This is a genomic window from Bacteroides xylanisolvens XB1A, assembly GCF_000210075.1.
In the GTDB taxonomy this organism is placed as follows: Bacteria; Bacteroidota; Bacteroidia; order Bacteroidales; family Bacteroidaceae; genus Bacteroides; species Bacteroides xylanisolvens.
In genome coordinates, this window is the sequence record NC_021017.1 from 5,586,862 (window position 1) to 5,604,818 (window position 17,957).

The 17,957-nt window shown below is 41.4% G+C and carries 19 protein-coding genes and 2 pseudogenes; 11 read left to right on the forward strand and 10 right to left on the reverse strand.

All coding sequences use genetic code 11. The annotated features are described in order from the left end of the window. Nucleotides 1–53: 53 nt before the first annotated feature. Nucleotides 54–785 (reverse strand): class I SAM-dependent methyltransferase, encoded by a 732-nt coding sequence (locus BXY_RS21940; RefSeq protein ID WP_008644591.1) that lies wholly within the window; start codon nt 783–785, stop codon nt 54–56. 95 nt (nt 786–880) lie between these two features. On the opposite strand from BXY_RS21940, the gene BXY_RS21945 reads away from it, so the two are divergent. After that, complete coding sequence (locus tag BXY_RS21945; protein WP_004300779.1) at nt 881–1,066, forward strand: hypothetical protein; 186 nt, start codon at nt 881–883, stop codon at nt 1,064–1,066. A 786-nt stretch (nt 1,067–1,852) separates the two neighbouring features. On the opposite strand, the gene BXY_RS21950 is transcribed toward BXY_RS21945, so the two are convergent. The 6 genes from BXY_RS21950 to BXY_RS21975 form a co-directional block, all read right to left on the reverse strand. After that, a complete protein-coding gene (locus tag BXY_RS21950; protein WP_004304308.1) occupies nt 1,853–2,230 on the reverse strand; it encodes a VOC family protein in 378 nt (125 codons plus the stop codon). Nucleotides 2,231–2,244: 14 nt separating this feature from the next. Next, nucleotides 2,245–3,390, reverse strand: coding sequence for a DUF4468 domain-containing protein (locus tag BXY_RS21955; RefSeq protein ID WP_009041223.1), 1,146 nt, complete (start codon nt 3,388–3,390; stop codon nt 2,245–2,247). 13 nt (nt 3,391–3,403) lie between these two features. Next, on the reverse strand, nt 3,404–4,135 hold the full coding sequence (locus BXY_RS21960; RefSeq protein WP_009041224.1) for an MBL fold metallo-hydrolase: 732 nt from the start codon (nt 4,133–4,135) through the stop codon (nt 3,404–3,406). A 66-nt stretch (nt 4,136–4,201) separates the two neighbouring features. Next, nucleotides 4,202–4,849, reverse strand: coding sequence for a pyridoxamine 5'-phosphate oxidase (gene pdxH, locus BXY_RS21965; protein WP_008025801.1), 648 nt, complete (start codon nt 4,847–4,849; stop codon nt 4,202–4,204). A 43-nt stretch (nt 4,850–4,892) separates the two neighbouring features. Then, the gene (locus BXY_RS21970) at nt 4,893–5,597 is read right to left on the reverse strand and encodes a pirin family protein (RefSeq protein ID WP_004314524.1); all 705 of its coding nucleotides are present in this window, start codon (nt 5,595–5,597) and stop codon (nt 4,893–4,895) included. Between the two features lie 63 nt (nt 5,598–5,660). Further along, the gene (locus BXY_RS21975; RefSeq protein ID WP_008025799.1) at nt 5,661–6,662 is read right to left on the reverse strand and encodes a 2-hydroxyacid dehydrogenase; all 1,002 of its coding nucleotides are present in this window, start codon (nt 6,660–6,662) and stop codon (nt 5,661–5,663) included. 210 nt (nt 6,663–6,872) lie between these two features. On the opposite strand from BXY_RS21975, the gene BXY_RS21980 reads away from it, so the two are divergent. Continuing rightward, nucleotides 6,873–8,297: an OmpP1/FadL family transporter gene (locus BXY_RS21980; protein ID WP_015532984.1), complete on the forward strand. Its 1,425-nt coding sequence runs from the start codon at nt 6,873–6,875 to the stop codon at nt 8,295–8,297. Between the two features lie 76 nt (nt 8,298–8,373). On the opposite strand, the gene BXY_RS21985 is transcribed toward BXY_RS21980, so the two are convergent. Next, a complete protein-coding gene (locus tag BXY_RS21985) occupies nt 8,374–9,663 on the reverse strand; it encodes a DcaP family trimeric outer membrane transporter (RefSeq protein ID WP_008644596.1) in 1,290 nt (429 codons plus the stop codon). 163 nt (nt 9,664–9,826) lie between these two features. On the opposite strand from BXY_RS21985, the gene BXY_RS21990 reads away from it, so the two are divergent. Then, nucleotides 9,827–10,333 (forward strand): RNA polymerase sigma factor, encoded by a 507-nt coding sequence (locus tag BXY_RS21990; RefSeq protein WP_004314521.1) that lies wholly within the window; start codon nt 9,827–9,829, stop codon nt 10,331–10,333. Nucleotides 10,334–10,562: 229 nt separating this feature from the next. Here the strand turns inward: BXY_RS21990 and BXY_RS21995 are convergent, their stop codons facing one another. Beyond that, nucleotides 10,563–11,567 (reverse strand): virulence RhuM family protein, encoded by a 1,005-nt coding sequence (locus BXY_RS21995; RefSeq protein WP_015532985.1) that lies wholly within the window; start codon nt 11,565–11,567, stop codon nt 10,563–10,565. Between the two features lie 232 nt (nt 11,568–11,799). On the opposite strand from BXY_RS21995, the gene BXY_RS22000 reads away from it, so the two are divergent. The 4 genes from BXY_RS22000 (at nt 11,800) to BXY_RS22015 (ending at nt 14,871) form a co-directional block, all read left to right on the forward strand. After that, the gene (locus BXY_RS22000) at nt 11,800–12,480 is read left to right on the forward strand and encodes a queuosine precursor transporter (protein WP_008644604.1); all 681 of its coding nucleotides are present in this window, start codon (nt 11,800–11,802) and stop codon (nt 12,478–12,480) included. A gap of 8 nt (nt 12,481–12,488) precedes the next feature. Beyond that, the gene (gene queC / locus BXY_RS22005; RefSeq protein ID WP_015532987.1) at nt 12,489–13,148 is read left to right on the forward strand and encodes a 7-cyano-7-deazaguanine synthase QueC; all 660 of its coding nucleotides are present in this window, start codon (nt 12,489–12,491) and stop codon (nt 13,146–13,148) included. Between the two features lie 579 nt (nt 13,149–13,727). Then, a complete protein-coding gene (gene queF / locus BXY_RS22010; protein WP_008644607.1) occupies nt 13,728–14,183 on the forward strand; it encodes a preQ(1) synthase in 456 nt (151 codons plus the stop codon). Nucleotides 14,184–14,238: 55 nt separating this feature from the next. Continuing rightward, nucleotides 14,239–14,871 (forward strand): HD domain-containing protein, encoded by a 633-nt coding sequence (locus tag BXY_RS22015; RefSeq protein ID WP_009041230.1) that lies wholly within the window; start codon nt 14,239–14,241, stop codon nt 14,869–14,871. Between the two features lie 114 nt (nt 14,872–14,985). On the opposite strand, the gene rlmH is transcribed toward BXY_RS22015, so the two are convergent. Continuing rightward, nucleotides 14,986–15,459: a 23S rRNA (pseudouridine(1915)-N(3))-methyltransferase RlmH gene (rlmH, locus tag BXY_RS22020; RefSeq protein ID WP_009041231.1), complete on the reverse strand. Its 474-nt coding sequence runs from the start codon at nt 15,457–15,459 to the stop codon at nt 14,986–14,988. 127 nt (nt 15,460–15,586) lie between these two features. Here rlmH and BXY_RS22025 point away from each other — a divergent pair, with 127 nt between their 5' ends. The 4 genes and pseudogenes from BXY_RS22025 to BXY_RS22040 form a co-directional block, all read left to right on the forward strand. Beyond that, on the forward strand, nt 15,587–15,979 hold the full coding sequence (locus tag BXY_RS22025; RefSeq protein ID WP_008025787.1) for a DUF4783 domain-containing protein: 393 nt from the start codon (nt 15,587–15,589) through the stop codon (nt 15,977–15,979). Beyond that, nucleotides 15,972–16,820, forward strand: a complete 849-nt coding sequence (gene nadC / locus BXY_RS22030) for a carboxylating nicotinate-nucleotide diphosphorylase (RefSeq protein WP_015532988.1) — start codon at nt 15,972–15,974, stop codon at nt 16,818–16,820. The genes BXY_RS22025 and nadC overlap by 8 nt, the downstream gene beginning before the upstream one ends. Nucleotides 16,821–17,046: 226 nt before the next feature. Next, nucleotides 17,047–17,597, forward strand: a pseudogene (locus tag BXY_RS22035) (RNA polymerase sigma factor). Continuing rightward, nucleotides 17,581–17,957, forward strand: a pseudogene (locus BXY_RS22040) (porin family protein); the annotation flags it as partial. The pseudogenes BXY_RS22035 and BXY_RS22040, both read left to right, overlap by 17 nt.

A 17,957-nucleotide genomic window follows, 5' to 3' on the forward strand; every position in this document is an offset into this window, starting at 1 on the left:
TATATAGTGACGCTATCCGGAACACATACCGTCACTATATAATAATGAGCTTTTCAAGCAATACTAAGTTTGACAAGGTAATCGTAATGTTTTCCTTCTTTCACCAGTTCTGCCTTAAAACCACATTCGGAAGCGTATAAGCTAAGAGTCTGGAAATCTATATATAACCAGTCGAATGTGTCTCCTTTTACATCTTTATATTGCATTTGGAAGTCAATCTCTCCATAATAATCTCCGGCCAGATCGATGACTATGCTGCCGTCTTCTTCTTCAAAAAGATAGCGCAAATCGCTGGAATCCATGAGTATGCATCCGCCGGGACGGAGAATACGTTTCATTCGTTGGAAGAATCCGGGCATATTATTCAGTCTTCCGATAATTCCGGAACCATTCATAAGCATCAGGATCGTATTGAATGTTTCGGTAAATGTTTCGTCAAAAAGGTTGATGAGGCGCGGATCGTTCACTCCGCGTTGTTGCATCACTTCGACGGATAACGGAGAAATATCAATGGCACACACTTCTTTTCCCATTTCCTGAAGTGCCAGTGCATGGCATCCGCTTCCGGCACCTACATCCAATATTCGTCCTGTAGCCATTTGTAGGGCGGTACGCTCTAATATAGGCATAGACTGTATACTACGGAATAATTCTTTGACGGGAATTTCATCTTCTTCGAATTGGGAAGAGAATACCCGCAAACGATCAGCTCTGTGATGGTTGAAATAATCAGAAATAGCGGCTCCCATCGGGTCCTTTTCTGCAGAAAGAGTTGTTGTTGCCATTGGTGGTTACGATTGTTAACTCTGCAAAGATAAATAAATCCGCAGAAAAGGGTTATCTTTGCCGTCGGAAATGTTGAATACTAATAAATGATTATATGAGTATAGAAGAAGCAATCATGGGTGGAATCGTTTTTAAAGGTAAGAAAGATAAGCCCAAAGAAGAGGAAAAAGTGAAGACGAAAGCGAAAAAAGCGACGTATATTCGTGGACAGCATGGTTCGGGTGCAGCGAAGATGAAAGCAGATATCCGGAAGAAGAGAGCTAGCCGTCATAAGAAATAAAAGTATGGTTATAAATATAATAATTTGTGTAGTATCTGTTGTACTTATGTTGCGGGGTGCTTTTCTAATTCTGAAAATGGGACTCTTGTGGATGCTTCATTGCAGGATAATAAAATCGTATGACAGGAAAACACATGGAAAGGTAGTGGATATAGAGACACAGGTAAAGTCTGATGGTATGAATATTACTGATGTATGTATACCAAAAATAAAATATAAATTGGAGGGAGAAGACGAAAAGTGTTGCCAATTTCTTCCTTCTAATCTAAAGAGTGGAGAGGAAAATAACATTTATCTTTATCCAAAACAGTATCATATAGATGATAAGGTTACCATATTGTATGATAAAGGTAAGGCGAATGATATGTTTGTGTTGCCCAGAATGCAACTAATGAGGCTGCTTGTTAACCAATTTGTTCCTGGTTGTTTTTTCATACTGTCGGCAATTTTAGGATTATGCTTTGTTTTTTAGAAACAGCATAGGCTGTCCGAAAAGCCTTAGAGGAATATTATAGAGTAGTACAATAATAGTAGAGTCAAGTCAAGGTTAAAAGGGAAGAGCCCGATGCAAAACCGGACTCTTTATCAATCTTGTTAATTTTTAGAGACATTTATTGAATATCTCTGCTTAGAAATACAAAAAAAGGCAACTAACTCGCAGTGAATTAGTTGCCTTATCTTTTTTATTTATTGAATGTCCCTTTTTAATCTGTTTAGCTTTTTAGGGCCACTCCAAATTGTAGTAAGGGTGATTTTTCTTTTTAGGGACTTTTGGGACGACCTCTCTTACTTCTGCGGAAGAATCTCAATCCAGTAATCGTCCGGGTCATTGATGAAATAAAGCCCCATGGCCGTGTTCTCAAAACATACACAATTCATTTCTTTGTGATAAGCTCTGATTGCATCGTAATCGCCGGCTACACGAAAGCAGAGATGGCTTTCGTTTTCCCCCAGTTCGTATGGAGCAGTATGATCTTTCAACCACGTCAATTCCAGCAAGAAACCTGTTTCGTTATCAGTCAGGTAGACTAACGTGAACGAGCCGTCGGATGCTTCCTTCCGATGATGTTCTTTTAAGCCGAGTGCTTTTTCATAAAAAGCGATACTCCGCTCCAGATTAGTGACGTTGATATTAAAATGGTCAAATTTACTTTTTATTTCCATTGTTGCGATTTTCTTTATTTTTTCATTAAGAGCTTCACGATTTCTCCAACATACGTGCGCGGTTGTCCGGCTTGCGGAGTTGTCTGTGAAGGCATTTTCTTACATTCGATAACAGCCGAAGGTGTTGTTTGGTTTGGAGCGTACAATTTTAATGTATAGCTATCTGCCTTTTCTATTGCATCGTAAGCTTGATCGGGTGAAAGCGTGCAATAGGCAACTGCTTTTCCTGATTGATAACCAAGTGCGCCACCAGCATTTGCAGTCATATTGGTCATGTTGAACTCATCTTTTCCGATGCTGATTACTAATTTTCCGCTTCCCATCAAAGCATATACTTCACCCGGGATTTGTTTCAAATCAATTTCTATATAACCCGGCATATCAGCGGAAGCCTTGCCTGCAGGAGTAGCAGGAGTGAGAGTTGCAGCAGGAACAGTGGTTTGAGCAGGTTCGCCAGTTGTCACTTTTATATCAGTCTTTTTATCTGCGCCACCAATGACAATCGGACCTGCGGCTGCAACGATTGATGGAGTTTTTTGCTCTTCTTCTTTCTTCTTTTTCTCTGTTTTCGGACGGGTATCAGGTGCTCCGAAAGCTACCGCTACATCCATAAATATATCATCGGCGAAGTCTACGGTTTTTCTACGCCATTTAGCCAAGCCACGTACTAATTTAGTCTTAGCTTTATTGAGCGCATATTTATCAGTAATCCATTCTTCGGCTTTATATTTTTCTGTTTCACGATAAGTAAAACGGATTTTTTCAAGCTCTACCAGGCAGTTTCCGGGGTTGCAGGTAACGGTAATCTGATAGTTAACTAATGTACGGTCTAATGACAGGGCACTGGAGCTGAAAACAATCCATTCTTCTCCAATACCGGCAATTGTTCCTTTTGCTTCGTCGGAGAAAACAATGCGGCTATCGATGTTTTTATTCTCTTTCAGACGTTCATCCATCCACTTTGTCATTGTGTCGTAGATTTGTGCCTGACTCATTCCGGGAATCTGGAACTCTTTGGAAAATACTACTTTACCTTCTACTTCAGGAACGGCTCCTACAAGGTACCTGGTGTCATCTTTCTTCTCTTTTGCAGAATCTGCCTTCATTGCCATCGGCAATGCGAGAAACATAGTAAGAAACAGAATCGTAAATTTATTCATAATTATAATGTGTTTATTTGGTAATCTCAAAACTTTCGCCCCGACGGGTGATGCTGATAAAACGGCATCCTGCATTTTCTGCAAAACTACGAAGCGCATTTCCTCCTTCATAATCTTCACTGAAGTGCATGGGCACAAATATAGTAGTTTTTATTTGTTCGATGAACTGTTTTGCCCCTTTCATATAATCTTTTCCCATTCTCCGATCCACCGGGAATAGCACTAGATCGATGTTAGGCACTTTTTCTTTTAAATATTTAACTTCTGCAAGGAAATCACCATTGGCTTTTCGTATCTCTTCTTCGGTCGATTCTTCACTCCAATGCCAGTTGTTCAAGTCGCCGGCATGGAAGATACTCCAATCTTGTAAGTGAAGAAGGAGCGAACTGCCGACATCTGTTGATCCGAAGGCGTCGATGCGGATCGTGTCGTCTTCGTAGGTTTCTCCTTTTTTAATATAGAAAGCATCTTCGGCTTTGGCACGATGGGACTTCAGAATATCTTTGGAGAAGATGTATTGAATGTCGGGGCGTTGCTCTTTCCAAGTCAATATTTCACGGTTAAAGTGATCGGGATGGAAATGAGTGGCCAATACGTACAGTTTACCCGGCCTTTGCAGGAGATAATCATGCACGATTCCCCGGTTGTGTTCCGTTTCGGAAGAATCTTTGTAGTAATCGATGATAATGGTTACACCTTCCATTTCGATGGCGAAACCGCTGTGATAAATATAATCCAGTGTCATAGCTGACTATTTTATGGTTGCAATATTACGTATTCTCGTTGGAGTTGCCAAGAAAAATCGACGAAATCAAGGAGCAAGACGACTGATTTTCCATTCACCGTCCGGTTGTAGGGTGTATAGAAAGCGGTCGTGCAGTCGGTTGGGGCGTCCTTGCCAGAATTCAATCCTTGTAGGTGTGACGGCATATCCGCCCCAATTATCAGGTCTTTCCACTTCTTTTCCAATCCATCGGGCGGCTTCTCTGACGAAGGATCGTATCAATTGCATTCTGCTTGCTATCGGTTGACTTTGCGGAGAAATTCGTGCGCCAATCCGGCTTTTATAAGGACGCTTCCGGAAGTATTCATCCGATTCTTCCGGTGAAACTTTCGTCGCTATTCCTTCTATATGTATTTGTCTTTCGAGAGCGTGCCAGACAAAAGAGAGGGAGATAGATGGGTTTTGTGCCAATTGTTTGCCTTTGCGGCTTTCGTAATTGGTATAAAAGATAAATTTTCCATCATGGAGTCCTTTTAACAATACTGTACGTGTGGACGGTCTCCCTTCGGGGGATACAGTTCCTACAATGACCGCAGTCGGTTCGTCCACTTCTGCGTCAATCGCTTCTTGCAGCCAACGACTGAAAAGCGAAAGCGGGTCGCCGGGAAGTTCACTTTCCCGCAACCCGCCTTTCGTATATTCCTGTCGGATATCTGCTATGTTTAATTTCGCCATAAGATTATCTGGCAGCTTTAGTTTATTATTTTTAATGATGATATCACATAGGTACTTCTATTAATAGAATATGTGAGTCTTTCAATGTCTCCAGTTCAACGCTGTTCGTATCGTAAACACCCATGCCGTCACGGCGTTTCAACACTTCACCGTCTACTACTATTTCTCCTTCAATGAGGAAGATATAGACGCCTGCATGACTTTGATGCATGTGATAACCTAATTTCTTTCCGGCTTCTACTTTGCCGATGGAGAACCAGGTATCTTGCAAAAGGGAAGCAGGTGTGCTACCGTCGGGAGATACGATGACTGCCAGTTCGTTCGGACGCTCCAGTTCTGCAATGCTAAAATCCTGATAAACGGGACGGGTATTCCGTTCTCTCGGCATAATCCAAATTTGCAGGAATTCCACCGGTTCTACCGGACTTGCATTTACTTCACTATGGAAGATTCCTGTTCCCGCACTCATTGTCTGAATTTCTCCGACAGTAATAATGCGGCTGTTCTTCTTGCTGTCTCCATGTTGCAGATGTCCTTTCAGAGGAATGGAAATGATTTCCATATTCTTATGCGGGTGAGTCTGAAAACCTTGTCCGGGCGCAACCTTATCATCATTTAATACGCGAAGAGCACCAAAATTGATACGATCGGAGTCGAAGTACTCGTCAAAACTGAAAGTGTGATAACTATCCAGCCAATCATACTGGGAATGTCCTCTTGTATCTGCTTTATGTATTACTTTTTTCATAAAAACTGTCCTTTCTCTTATTTGTTTATATGTTTGGTAAACAAAGAAAGCGGCTTAAAAGTTTTATTTCTTCACTTCATTTAATAAAGGCTTGTGATTGATAAAATCTTTTATGTTTTGCAGGGTGGTTGCGGCAATATTCTCCATTGCTTCATGTGTGAAAAAAGCTTGATGAGAAGTGACGATTACATTGTTGAACGAGAGCAAACGGGCGAGTACATCATCGTCGATGATGCGGTCGGATTGATCTTCATAAAAGTATTCGCTTTCTTCCTCGTATACGTCCAGTCCTGCGGAACCTATTTTTTTGTTCTTCAGTCCTTCAATCAGTGCATTGGTATGAATCAGTTGCCCGCGACCGGTATTGATAATCATTACTCCGTCTTTCATTTTACTGATAGAGTAGTCGTTTATCAGGTATTTGGTCTCTTCAGTGAGCGGACAGTGTAAGGAGATAATATCCGAATTGTGGTATAGTTCGTCCAGTGAAGTATAAACTATTTGTTCTTGACGGGCGAAGTTGTAGTCCGGATAGAGGTCATAAGCCAGTACGTTCATTCCGAACCCTTTTAAGATGTGAATCAGTATTTTTGCTATTTTCCCAGTGCCGATGATACCTGCTGTTTTCCCGTGCATATCGAATCCCATCAGACCATGCAGGGAGAAATTACCGTCTTTGGTACGCCAGGAGGCGCGGGGTATTTTGCGGTTTAGCGATAGCATAAGTGCTACCGTGTATTCTGCAACAGCATAGGGAGAATAAGCGGGAACCCGCACTACGGTGATTCCGGCAGCGGCGGCAGCATTTAAATCTACATTATTAAATCCGGCACAGCGTAATGCCAGTAGTTTCACTCCGTTTGCCGCCATCACACGGATTACTTCTGCGTCGGCAACGTCGTTCACAAAGATACAGACTGCATCCACTCCTTGTGTCAGTAGTACGTTGTTTTTATTCAGATGTCCTTTGTAATAGCGTATTTCAAATCCAAACTCTTTGTTTTTGTCATTGAAAGAGGACTCGTCATAAGGCTTTGTGCCGAAAAATGCAATTGTATAGGCCATAATATTTTCAGTTTTTATTGCTTACTAGTAAACGCTAAAATAGGGTGAATTGTTTATCCTTTTTGGGGTTATAAATGAGATTTGTTTCATTAGAAACAGTTTACTTTTTCAATTAAAATAGGAGGCTAAACGAAAAAAAATGCACAAACATATCTTTCGTGTGCAATAATATCGTATCTTTGCGCCCGAAATAATTAAAAAAAGATTTAGATGAGAAAAATTTCGTTGATTGGTCTTGCAATGTTGATCGTTTCAATTCCAACTTTTGCCGGAGATTATCTAACCAATACGAATCAGAATGCTGCTTTCTTGCGCATGATAGCCCGCGGCGCTTCCATTGATGTTGATGGAGTTTATAGTAATCCTGCCGGACTGGCATTTCTTCCCAAAGATGGTCTTCAAGTAGCGCTTACTATTCAAAGTGCATATCAAACTCGTGATATTGCTGCTACAAGTCCTTTATGGACTATGGATGGACAGAGCACTGTGCGTAATTATGAAGGAAAAGCTTCTGCTCCCGTTATTCCTTCCATACATGCTGTATATAAAAAAGGTGACTGGGCATTTTCCGGTAGCTTTGCTATTGTTGGTGGTGGCGGAAAAGCTTCTTTTGATAATGGTTTGCCTATGTTCGATGCTGCTGCTATTAGTTTGGTCAATACAATAGGTCAGGGGATGCTAGCTCCTAATCAATACAGTATTAGTTCCGCTATGGAGGGACGTCAGTATATCTATGGTTTGCAGTTAGGAGCAAGTTATAAAATAAATGAGCACTTCTCAGTTTTTGCTGGTGCACGTATGAATTATTTTACAGGTGGCTATAAAGGTTTTCTGGATATCAATTTGAAAGAAGGTGTGGCAGAAGAATTGGGACGTGAGATTATAAAACAGCTTATGGCTGGTGGTATGACTTTAGAGCAGGCGCAACAAGCAGCATTGCAAAAATCGCAGCAGTTGAATGATGCGAAGCTGAAACTAGATTGTGATCAGACAGGTTGGGGATTAACGCCAATTATCGGTGTAGATGCAAAATTCGGTAAGTTGAATTTAGCTGCAAAGTATGAGTTTAAAGCCAATATGAATATTGAGAATGATACTCATGAGATTGTTGCTCCGGATGCCGCAGCAGCATTTGTGGCACCTTACCAAAATGGTGTGAATACACCAAGTGACCTTCCTTCTATGCTTTCTGTTGCAGCAAGTTATGAGTTTTTGCCTTCACTTCGGGCTTCAGTAGAATATCACTTCTTTGATGATAAGAATGCTGGTATGGCAGATGGCAAACAGAAAACATTGAAACATGGTACACACGAGTATTTGGCTGGTGTTGAGTGGGATATTAACAAATTATTCACTGTTAGTGGAGGTTATCAGAAAACAGACTACGGTTTGAGCGACGCTTTCCAATCAGATACAAGTTTTTCTTGTGACTCTTATTCAGTAGGTTTTGGAGGTCGTATCAATTTTACTCAGGCATTGAGCCTTGATGTAGCTTATTTCTGGACTACATATAGTGATTACACTAAAGAAAAACCACGTGGTTTAGAGGCAACATCGATGGCATCATTAGTGGATAAAGACGTTTACAGCCGTACTAATAAAGTATTTGGTGTGAGCGTGAACTATAAGTTCTAAATTTCTAGTCCTTTATATATAGAAAAGCCGTCTCGAACATGGTGTTGAGACGGCTTTTTTGTTTTATTATGTCAGTTTAGAAAGAATACTGCACCAGCATATTCAACCGGTTGGCATGACGGGTTGCGGAACTGAAATCAGTGCGCCATCCTCTCAAATATTCAACGCCGACTTGCAGATTACTGCTTACATTCCAGAAAGCATTAGCTACCAGATATTGTCCTTTACGATAGGATTCGGGATTCTCACTAGGGTATCCATTTTCAGAATAAAGTCTGGACAGACTGTATGTTCCGGATATAAAGATGCTCGGGCAAAGATTGTATTGCAATCCTGCATACCATCCCAGCATCGGAAGAACTTGCATTTTTCCTTCCTTGTCAGGATCGGGGACGATGTCTACGTTCAGGTTGCTTAAATCATTTAGGTAGGAACCGATACCTTTTCCATAATTAAATTGTCCGTATGCTTGCAATTTCTTGGTAATATTGAAAGTTGTAGAGGCTTGCAGACCGAAGCCGGTAGCAGAATAGGCTTTCTCATGCACATTGCTCGAATAAGTCATGCTGCGGATAATGGCTCCTAATTTAATATGGCTGTTGCTGTTCCAGTTGTACTGTACGGAAGTGGCAAAGTCAGGCATCCGTTGGGTGTTGATAGACAAATCATTATTGGTTGTTCCGTCTACCGAAGGCATTTCCATAGAAACACCAAATTTCCAGTTTTTCAACTTATCACACATATAGCTTAATTGCGTAGTGCGGTAAAAGGCTGAACCGTTAGGACCTGCAAAGTCGATAGTTGGAGGCAGTGCGGAGAGGTCCATGAACGAACCATAGCTGTACCCGATAGTGAAACCGAGGAATTGTGCGTAAGCGTTTTGTAATTCAAAGGTCTTTCCATCGCCACGGAAGTTTCCGGCAGTGTAAACTACGAAGTCTCCCAAATGTTTGGTACGTCCTACCAATTTGAGGAACAGGGTGGAAGTGGTGATGTCCATCTGGAATTGGTTCTTTGCAAAATTGCCGCTTCCGCGTTGTGGTATCAATGCCGGATAGAAATCTACATCATTAACGATACCGTTAAAATCATACTCTGCCGTTGCACGAACGTATCCTCCGATGCCGAGGGCGAATTTCCCTTTCTGGTCAGTGAGCAGGAAACGGGGAGCATTGGGGTCGTGAAAACGCATCTGTGAACGGTCGTTCATGATTCGGATGATTTCATCTCCTGCTTTGTTCTTTGAGACAAACATGATCGAGTTGGGCTCTTCATCTTCGATGATTACCTTCTTTTGCGCATGGGCACAGAGGGGGAAAATTCCTATCCCCAGTAGCATAGCTACCATTTTAAAGCTTGTTTTCATTATGAGTTAAGTTTTAGGTGAATGCCCAATCAACAACTAAAAAAAGAAATGGTTGAGAGGGGCAAAGGAAAAATTGCCAAACTAATCGGAAGAATTGCTATTTATAATGATTCTAAAAAAGCGGATCTTTGTACCGTACTAATTAGATAAAAGAAATACGACGATGGAAAAAGTAGATTTTACGAAAGGAATATTAGCGATACAACCGGATTTGCATCGCTTCGCATATAAATTGACGGCAGATCGCGAATCTGCCAATGATTTGGTTCAGGATTGTTTGTTGCAGGCATTGGATAATCAGGAGAAGTTTACGTATAGCAAAAATCTGAAAGGATGGATGTATACGCTTATGCGTAATATTTTCGTGAATAACTATCGTCGTACAGTTCGCGAAATGAACTTGATTGATGATAGTTACTCCATCAATCAACAACATCTGATAGAAGATGAGGATGCTGACAGATTCGAATTTACATACGATATGAAACAGTTGTATAGGGTGATACATTCCATACCGGAAGAGATGAAAGTGCCTTTTCAGATGTTTGTAGCTGGATTTAAATATAGAGAAATTGCCGAGAAATTAGGATTGCCGATGGGAACGGTGAAGAGCCGTTTGTTTTTCATCCGTAAACGGTTGAAAGAGGAATTGAAAGATTTCTCCTCCTGATGCGCCTTTTTAATTGAGTGATGTGTTTTAAGGTCAAAGTGATGAGCTTTCCTGTCAGAATACGACGCTGATGGGAAGGCTCTTTTTTATTGTTAATCCAGTATTTCCTGTACTCTGTGTTTAGCCTTTTGGACAGTTGCTTGTGCGGTATGGGCTGCTTCTATAGCTTTTTCTTTCACTGTAGTTGTCTGAAAAGGATTGTTCATAGAGAGTTTTCATTTTTTTTTAGTCATCCTTTCTTTTTAGTTTTATGATGCAGTGTTTTGATACTGTTGAGGTAGGCTTGTTCTACGGGTGAAAGCGTGCGTACTTCCCACTTGCGATATTCTGTTTCAGCTTTATCCATAGCTTGTTCATGACTTATCATACCGGCATCCATCAATAGAACTTCTCCCGTGGAGGACAGTATGGCATCCAGATGTTTGATGTAATCGTTCATGTACATTGGACGATGCTTGATAGCTTGTACTTCGGCAAAATCAAAATATCCGGAGACAAGGTTGTTCAGCACTTTGAGTTCTTCTGCGCTCAAGTAGTTCTTGGCTATCTTTGCATCGCGCAAGGTCGGATGGTCGCCTTTAAAGGAAGTTAGTCCCATCATGTGTTGGTCGGCATCGGCTCGTTCATAAATAACTTCTGCAGCTGTATGTCCGTGGGCTGCAAAGTGTAGCTTATTCTGAACAATCTTGAAGAATTCAATAGATTGTTTGGCGTGGGGATCGTAATCTACGGCAGTAGCATAGATATCAAGCACTTGTCTATACATCACCTTTTCAGACGATCGGATGTCACGGATGCGGTCGAGTAACTCTTTCCAATAATAGCCTCCTCCCATCTGCTTCAATCGTTCATCGTCTATGGTGAAGCCTTTGATGATATATTCTTTAAGGCGTGCCGTTGCCCATTGACGGAAGTGTGTGGCTTGAATTGAATTTATTCGGTAGCCTAAAGATATTATCATATCAAGATTGTAGTGAGGAATTTCTCTTTCAACCATGCGCGCTCCTTCTTGTCGAACCTGTCGGATTTTCCGACAGGTTGATTCTTCAACAAGTTCACCATCTTCATAAATGTGCTTAATATGTTCTACCACATTTGTTCGAGATGTCTGGTAAAGGTCGGCCATTTGCTGTTGGGATAGCCATACGGTATCTTCGTCCATCTGCACTTCTATGTGTGTCTGCCCGTCTTCGCTTTGGTAGATGATGATATTGCTTTTATTTTCTTTTGCCATGATTTAGATATCGTTTCTTTAAATATAGTTTATAAGTTTAATCTTTGATACAAACATTAAGCTCTGTATTTGGCAAAGTTATGTCTTTTCGGTGAAATGTATGTCAATCATCGGATTTCTTTTGCTTTTTCATAGTTTTTCCTATACCTTTGCAGCGCAAAAGAATAAAAAGACATTTGATGCCGTGAATAGCGGTCGTGTATTCTAGAACACCACGTAAAAAACAGGAATTATGAAAGAAAAAGTATCTGTACCCTTTATGCTGCTGGGTATCCTTTTTAACGTTTGCCTTATTGCAGCCAATCTTCTTGAAACGAAAGTAATCCAGATCGGTAGTTTGACCGTGACAGCCGGATTATTGGTTTTTCCTATTTCTTATATTATAAATGACTGTATCGCCGAGGTTTGGGGATTCAAGAAAGCGCGCCTTATCATTTGGAGTGGTTTTGCTATGAACTTCTTTGTGGTCGCTCTTGGGTTGATAGCTGTTGCCATTCCTGCTGCTCCTTTTTGGGAAGGTGAAGAGCATTTTGATTTTGTGTTCGGTATGGCTCCACGTATTGTGGCTGCCAGTCTGATGGCCTTTTTGGTAGGCTCGTTTCTCAATGCGTATGTGATGAGTAAAATGAAAGTAGCCAGTCAGGGACGTAACTTTTCAGCCCGTGCCATTTGGTCGACTGTGGTGGGTGAGACTGCCGATTCATTGATTTTCTTCCCAGTAGCTTTTGGAGGTGTCATTGCTTGGAAAGAACTGCTTATCATGATGGGGATTCAGATTGTATTGAAATCCTTGTATGAGGTGATGATCCTCCCGGTAACGATCCGTGTGGTGAAAGCAATCAAGAAAATAGACGGTAGCGATGTCTACGACACCAATATCTCTTATAATGTATTGAAAGTCAAAGATATTTAATGTAGAATATGAATAGAGAAGCAGCATTGGTTGTGTTTAGTGGTGGGCAGGATTCTACCACTTGCTTGTTTTGGGCAAAACGCAATTTTAAGAAAGTATATGCCTTGAGTTTTCTGTATGGTCAGAAGCATCAGAAAGAAGTGGAACTTGCGCGGGAGATAGCCCGGAAAGCGGAAGTGGAATTTGATGTGATGGATGTTTCCTTCATCGGACAGCTAGGCCATAATTCATTGACCGATACCACCATGGTGATGGATCAGGAAAAGCCGGCAGATAGTGTTCCCAATACATTTGTTCCGGGACGTAACCTGTTCTTTTTGAGTATTGCGGCTGTGTATGCCCGTGAACGTGGTATTAATCATTTGGTAACGGGAGTTTCCCAAACGGATTTCAGCGGTTATCCCGATTGTAGGGATGCGTTTATCAAGTCTCTCAATGTGACTCTCAATTTGGCTATGGATGAACAGTTTGTAATTCATACTCCTTTGATGTGGATTGATAAAGCAGAGACATGGGCGTTGGCCGACAAACTGGGAGTACTGGAACTGATTCGCACCGAGACTTTGACATGTTATAATGGTGTTCAAGGAGATGGCTGCGGACATTGCCCGGCTTGTACGTTACGCCGGGAAGGATTGGAGAAGTATTTAAAAAGTAAGAATCAATAATATCTCTACATAGAGATTAAAATGCATTTTCTTGCTGTCATCTGTCACATTGTTGTTGTTAAACAGTTGATTATAAAATAAATAGTTTGTGACAGCAAGTGGTGACAGCAACAAAACTTGATATTTTGCCGTCACATCTATTGTCGCCGGTAAGTTTCAATTAATAGAAGATAGTAGCTTCTGCCTGGATGTATTGGCTTAGTTTAGTTTCAGCAGCTTGAAACTAAAGTTCCAACGGTAGGAAACTAGAGTTTCAACGGTGGGAAACTAAAGTTTCTGTTACTTGAAACTATTAGTTCCAAGGCGTGAAACACTTGGTTCCTCGGTGTGAAACACTTTGTTTCTCTACGGGAAACTCTTTGTTTCAGGTAATGAAACAAACTGTAACAAGTAAGCTGCGGATAAAGCAACCGTGGGTTAAGAGTTGATGGTGATAGGTGATAGATGCGGTGATAGGTTGTAAAACGAATCTTTCACCACTGAAACATCGATGAATAGAGCGTTTGAGATTGGCCGGTGATAGGTGAAAGAGGAAATGTGTTTTTTTATCTAGAATAGGGGTTGTAGTTAACGAGTACAATGACAGAATTAAAAGACCAACTTTCTTTATTAGGAAGAAAGACCGAGTATAAGCAAGATTATGCTCCTGAAGTATTGGAAGCTTTTGATAATAAGCATCCTGAAAATGACTATTGGGTACGTTTTAACTGCCCGGAATTTACAAGTCTGTGTCCTATCACAGGGCAACCGGATTTTGCTGAAATACGTATCAGCTACATTCCTGATATAAAAATGGTAGAAAGCAAAAGTTTGAAATTGTATCTTTTCAGTTTCCGCAGTCATGGTGCTTTTCATGAGGACTGCGTAAATATCATTATGAAGGATCTTATAAAACTTATGAATCCCAAATATATTGAAGTAACAGGTATCTTTACTCCTCGTGGCGGTATTTCTATCTATCCATACGCCAATTACGGTCGTCCGGGAACAAAATTCGAGCAGATGGCGGAACATCGCTTGATGAATCGGGAATAAATGAATCGGGAATAATAGTAAAGATATAAAAACTCATTAGCTAAAAATATCGAATATGACTCATCATGTGCCCGCTGATTTGCAAAGCTATGTTTGCCAAAGTATTATCCCTCAATATGCCAACTTTGATAAAGCGCATCAAATCGATCATGTAGAAAAAGTGATTGAGGAAAGTCTGAAACTAGCGATGCATTATGAAGTCGATTATTCGATGGTTTACATCATTGCTGCTTATCATGACCTGGGGTTGTATGAAGGACGTGAATTTCATCATATAGCCTCCGGTAAAGTTTTGTTAGCTGATGAAACTTTACGTCGTTGGTTTACCGAAGAACAACTGTTGCAAATGAAAGAAGCGATAGAAGATCATCGGGCTTCCAACAAACAGGCTCCCAGAACAATCTATGGAATGATTGTTGCCGAGGCTGACCGAATTATAGATCCCGAAATAACTTTGCGTCGTACCGTTCAATATGGGTTATCCCATTATCCGGAAATGGATAAAGAGGGGCAATATGCCCGCTTTCGGAAACATCTTACTGATAAATATGCAGAAGGAGGGTATCTGAAACTATGGATACCCCAATCGGATAATGCAGGTCGGTTGGCGGAACTTCGAAATTTGATTGCTAATGAGGACGAACTGATTAAGGTATTTGATAAGTTGTATTCAGATGAATTAGGATAGACTATCCTGATATTTTTTTTACTTCTACATTTATCGGGTTGTAGCTTACAAAGAAACTATTTATTTCAGAGTAGCCAAATAGGCTACTCCTTTTAACACTATATTGGGAATACTTTATTCGTGATGATACGGCCCTCCATTCAATATCGTCATTGCCCGATAAATCTGCTCCACGAATATCAACCGAATCATTTGATGAGAAAAAGTCATCTTCGACATTGAAATCTTTTCGTGTGCTGCCTGATACACTTTTTCTGAAAAGCCATAAGGACCTCCGATAATGAACACCAATCGTTTGTTTACCGTATTCATTTTCCGTTTCATATATTCGGCAAACTCAAGAGAACGCATTTCTTTTCCATGCTCATCGAGCAGCACCACGATGTCACCCGGTTGAAGAGCTTTCAGTATCAGTTCTCCTTCCTTTTCTTTCTGTACTTCCATTGAAAGACTCTTCGTGTTTTTCAGTTCGGGAATCACTTCCATATCAAAAGTGATATAGCGTTTGGTGCGCTGGATATAGTCGTTGATGGCAGTGATATAGTGTTGTTCTACGGTTCGTCCTACGACGAGCAGGGTTGTTTTCATACGTCTACAATTCTGATTATTGCACAAAAATAGGCATTTTTTATGTTATTCTGCAATTAATGCTTACCTTTGCCTATCATTAGTTGAAAGTTTAAGCCTTTAAACTTCAACTTAAAAGCTTGTAATTATGAAAAAACGAGTGCTCGTAGGAATGACCGCATTGCTTCTTTCCCTCTCGTTGCTAATGGCGCAAGAGATACCGGCAGGAGTGATTACGGCATTTAAAAGAGGAAGCTCGCAAGAGCTAAGTAAGTATATGGGGGACAAGGTAAACCTGGTGCTCCAAGGTCGCTCGACAAACGTTGACAAACAGAAAGCAACAGCTATGATGCAGGAATTCTTTACGAAGAATAAAGTCAGCGGATTTAACGTGAACCATCAGGGAAAACGAGACGAATCAAGTTTCGTTATCGGCACGTTGGCTACTACTAATGGGAACTTTCGTGTGAACTGCTTCCTGAAGAAAGTGCAGAATCAATATTTAATACATCAAATAAGAATTGACAAGATCAATGAATAAGGAAAAAGAACTGATCGACAAGTTGATCGATCTTGCTTTTGCAGAAGATATAGGTGATGGCGATCATACCACCCTTTCATGTATTCCCGCTACGGCAATGGGAAAATCAAAATTGCTTATCAAAGAAGCCGGCGTATTGGCAGGTATCGAAGTAGCCAAAAAAATCTTCAACCGCTTCGACCCCACTATGAAAGTGGAAGTGTTTATCAACGACGGAACAGAAGTGAAACCGGGCGACGTAGCAATGGTAGTGGAAGGAAAAGTGCAATCTTTGCTTCAGACCGAACGCCTGATGTTGAACGTGATGCAGCGTATGAGCGGCATCGCAACCATGACCCGCAAATACGCAAAGGTATTGGAAGGAACAAATACCCGTGTGCTCGACACCCGTAAGACAACTCCCGGTATGCGCATCCTCGAAAAAATGGCAGTGAAAATCGGTGGTGGAGTAAACCATCGTATTGGTTTGTTCGACATGATTCTTCTGAAAGACAACCATGTAGACTTTGCCGGAGGTATTGACAAAGCTATCACTCGCGCTAAAGAATATTGCAAGGAAAAAGGCAAAGACCTGAAAATAGAAATAGAAGTCCGCAGCTTCGACGAACTGCAACAAGTTCTTGACCTCGGCGGAGTGGATCGTATCATGTTTGATAACTTCACTCCTGAAATGACTAAGAAAGCAGTGGAGATGGTAGCAGGCAAATACGAAACCGAATCTTCGGGCGGCATTACCTTTGATACCCTCCGTGACTATGCCGAATGTGGAGTAGACTTCATCTCGGTGGGGGCTTTGACTCATTCAGTGAAAGGACTGGATATGAGTTTCAAAGCGTGCTGATTTTTTTTCACCACAGAGGACGCAGAGTACACAGAGGAATAATGATAGGAAATTCTTCCTATAAAGTAAGTTTAAAACCTCTGTGTACTCTGCGTCCTCTGTGGTGAACTCTCTTCTATTCTTTAACTTCTTTTAGCAATATTTCTTGCAGCATTCCTCAAACTCTTGCGTCTAATGAGTAAAACGACGCAGACATACGTTCGATTTTAAAAAAAAGTAATTGACTTTGGAAAACGAGATAGAACTGATAAAGGGCTGTCGGGCAGGAAAGGATTCAGCCCGAAAGGAACTTTACACCCTCTATTCCAAACAGATGCTGGCGGTATGTTTCCGCTATACGGGCGATATGGATGCGGCGCACGATGTACTGCATGACGGTTTCATCAAGATTTTTACCAACTTCTCGTTCCGGGGCGAGTCTTCGCTTTGTACATGGATCACCCGGGTGATGGTCACTCAATCACTCGATTTCCTGCGGCGGGAGAAACGAGTCAGCCAGTTGGTAGTGCATGAAGAGCAGCTTCCCGATATACCGGATATATCGGACTCGGGAGGAGGGGCTGGAATCTCCGAAGAGCAATTGATGGCTTTTATTGCCGAATTGCCGGATGGTTGCCGAACCGTTTTCAACCTTTATGTGTTTGAAGAGAAATCGCACAAGGAGATAGCCAAGATGCTTCACATTAAAGAACATTCGTCTACTTCGCAGTTGCACCGGGCCAAGTATTTGTTAGCAAAAAGATTAAAGAGTATAGGAATCATGAAGAAAGAAAATGATGAAATAACCGATCTGTTTCGCACGCGTCTCGCTGATGCAGGGATGAGTGTACGGGATGGCTTTTGGGAAGAGCTCTCGCAGGAAATACCTGTGGCTTGCCAGCATCGTCGTCGGATTCTGCTCTTCCGTGTGGCGGCTGCGGCATCTGTATTGCTCGTTTTGGCGGCCTCGTCGGCTACTTTCTTGTATTTCTCTCCCAAAGAAGAAATGGAAGAAGCATTTACAAAGATAGCCGTGACAAATGGAGGGCAGATGGATGGAGATGGAGTACGCGTCAATCAGTTACCGTTGCCGGTAGAACCGGTGTTGCCGAAACCGGCTCCAAAGTCTTACGGTATGCTGTCACAATACACGGAGGA

Coding starts and splice junctions, on each gene's coding strand:
- BXY_RS21940 (WP_008644591.1), bottom strand. CDS start 785: ATGGCAACAACAACTCTTTCTGCAGAAAAGGACCCGATGGGAGCCGCT.
- BXY_RS21945 (WP_004300779.1), top strand. CDS start 881: ATGAGTATAGAAGAAGCAATCATGGGTGGAATCGTTTTTAAAGGTAAG.
- BXY_RS21950 (WP_004304308.1), bottom strand. CDS start 2,230: ATGGAAATAAAAAGTAAATTTGACCATTTTAATATCAACGTCACTAAT.
- BXY_RS21955 (WP_009041223.1), bottom strand. CDS start 3,390: ATGAATAAATTTACGATTCTGTTTCTTACTATGTTTCTCGCATTGCCG.
- BXY_RS21960 (WP_009041224.1), bottom strand. CDS start 4,135: ATGACACTGGATTATATTTATCACAGCGGTTTCGCCATCGAAATGGAA.
- pdxH (WP_008025801.1), bottom strand. CDS start 4,849: ATGGCGAAATTAAACATAGCAGATATCCGACAGGAATATACGAAAGGC.
- BXY_RS21970 (WP_004314524.1), bottom strand. CDS start 5,597: ATGAAAAAAGTAATACATAAAGCAGATACAAGAGGACATTCCCAGTAT.
- BXY_RS21975 (WP_008025799.1), bottom strand. CDS start 6,662: ATGGCCTATACAATTGCATTTTTCGGCACAAAGCCTTATGACGAGTCC.
- BXY_RS21980 (WP_015532984.1), top strand. CDS start 6,873: ATGAGAAAAATTTCGTTGATTGGTCTTGCAATGTTGATCGTTTCAATT.
- BXY_RS21985 (WP_008644596.1), bottom strand. CDS start 9,663: ATGAAAACAAGCTTTAAAATGGTAGCTATGCTACTGGGGATAGGAATT.
- BXY_RS21990 (WP_004314521.1), top strand. CDS start 9,827: ATGGAAAAAGTAGATTTTACGAAAGGAATATTAGCGATACAACCGGAT.
- BXY_RS21995 (WP_015532985.1), bottom strand. CDS start 11,567: ATGGCAAAAGAAAATAAAAGCAATATCATCATCTACCAAAGCGAAGAC.
- BXY_RS22000 (WP_008644604.1), top strand. CDS start 11,800: ATGAAAGAAAAAGTATCTGTACCCTTTATGCTGCTGGGTATCCTTTTT.
- queC (WP_015532987.1), top strand. CDS start 12,489: ATGAATAGAGAAGCAGCATTGGTTGTGTTTAGTGGTGGGCAGGATTCT.
- queF (WP_008644607.1), top strand. CDS start 13,728: ATGACAGAATTAAAAGACCAACTTTCTTTATTAGGAAGAAAGACCGAG.
- BXY_RS22015 (WP_009041230.1), top strand. CDS start 14,239: ATGACTCATCATGTGCCCGCTGATTTGCAAAGCTATGTTTGCCAAAGT.
- rlmH (WP_009041231.1), bottom strand. CDS start 15,459: ATGAAAACAACCCTGCTCGTCGTAGGACGAACCGTAGAACAACACTAT.
- BXY_RS22025 (WP_008025787.1), top strand. CDS start 15,587: ATGAAAAAACGAGTGCTCGTAGGAATGACCGCATTGCTTCTTTCCCTC.
- nadC (WP_015532988.1), top strand. CDS start 15,972: ATGAATAAGGAAAAAGAACTGATCGACAAGTTGATCGATCTTGCTTTT.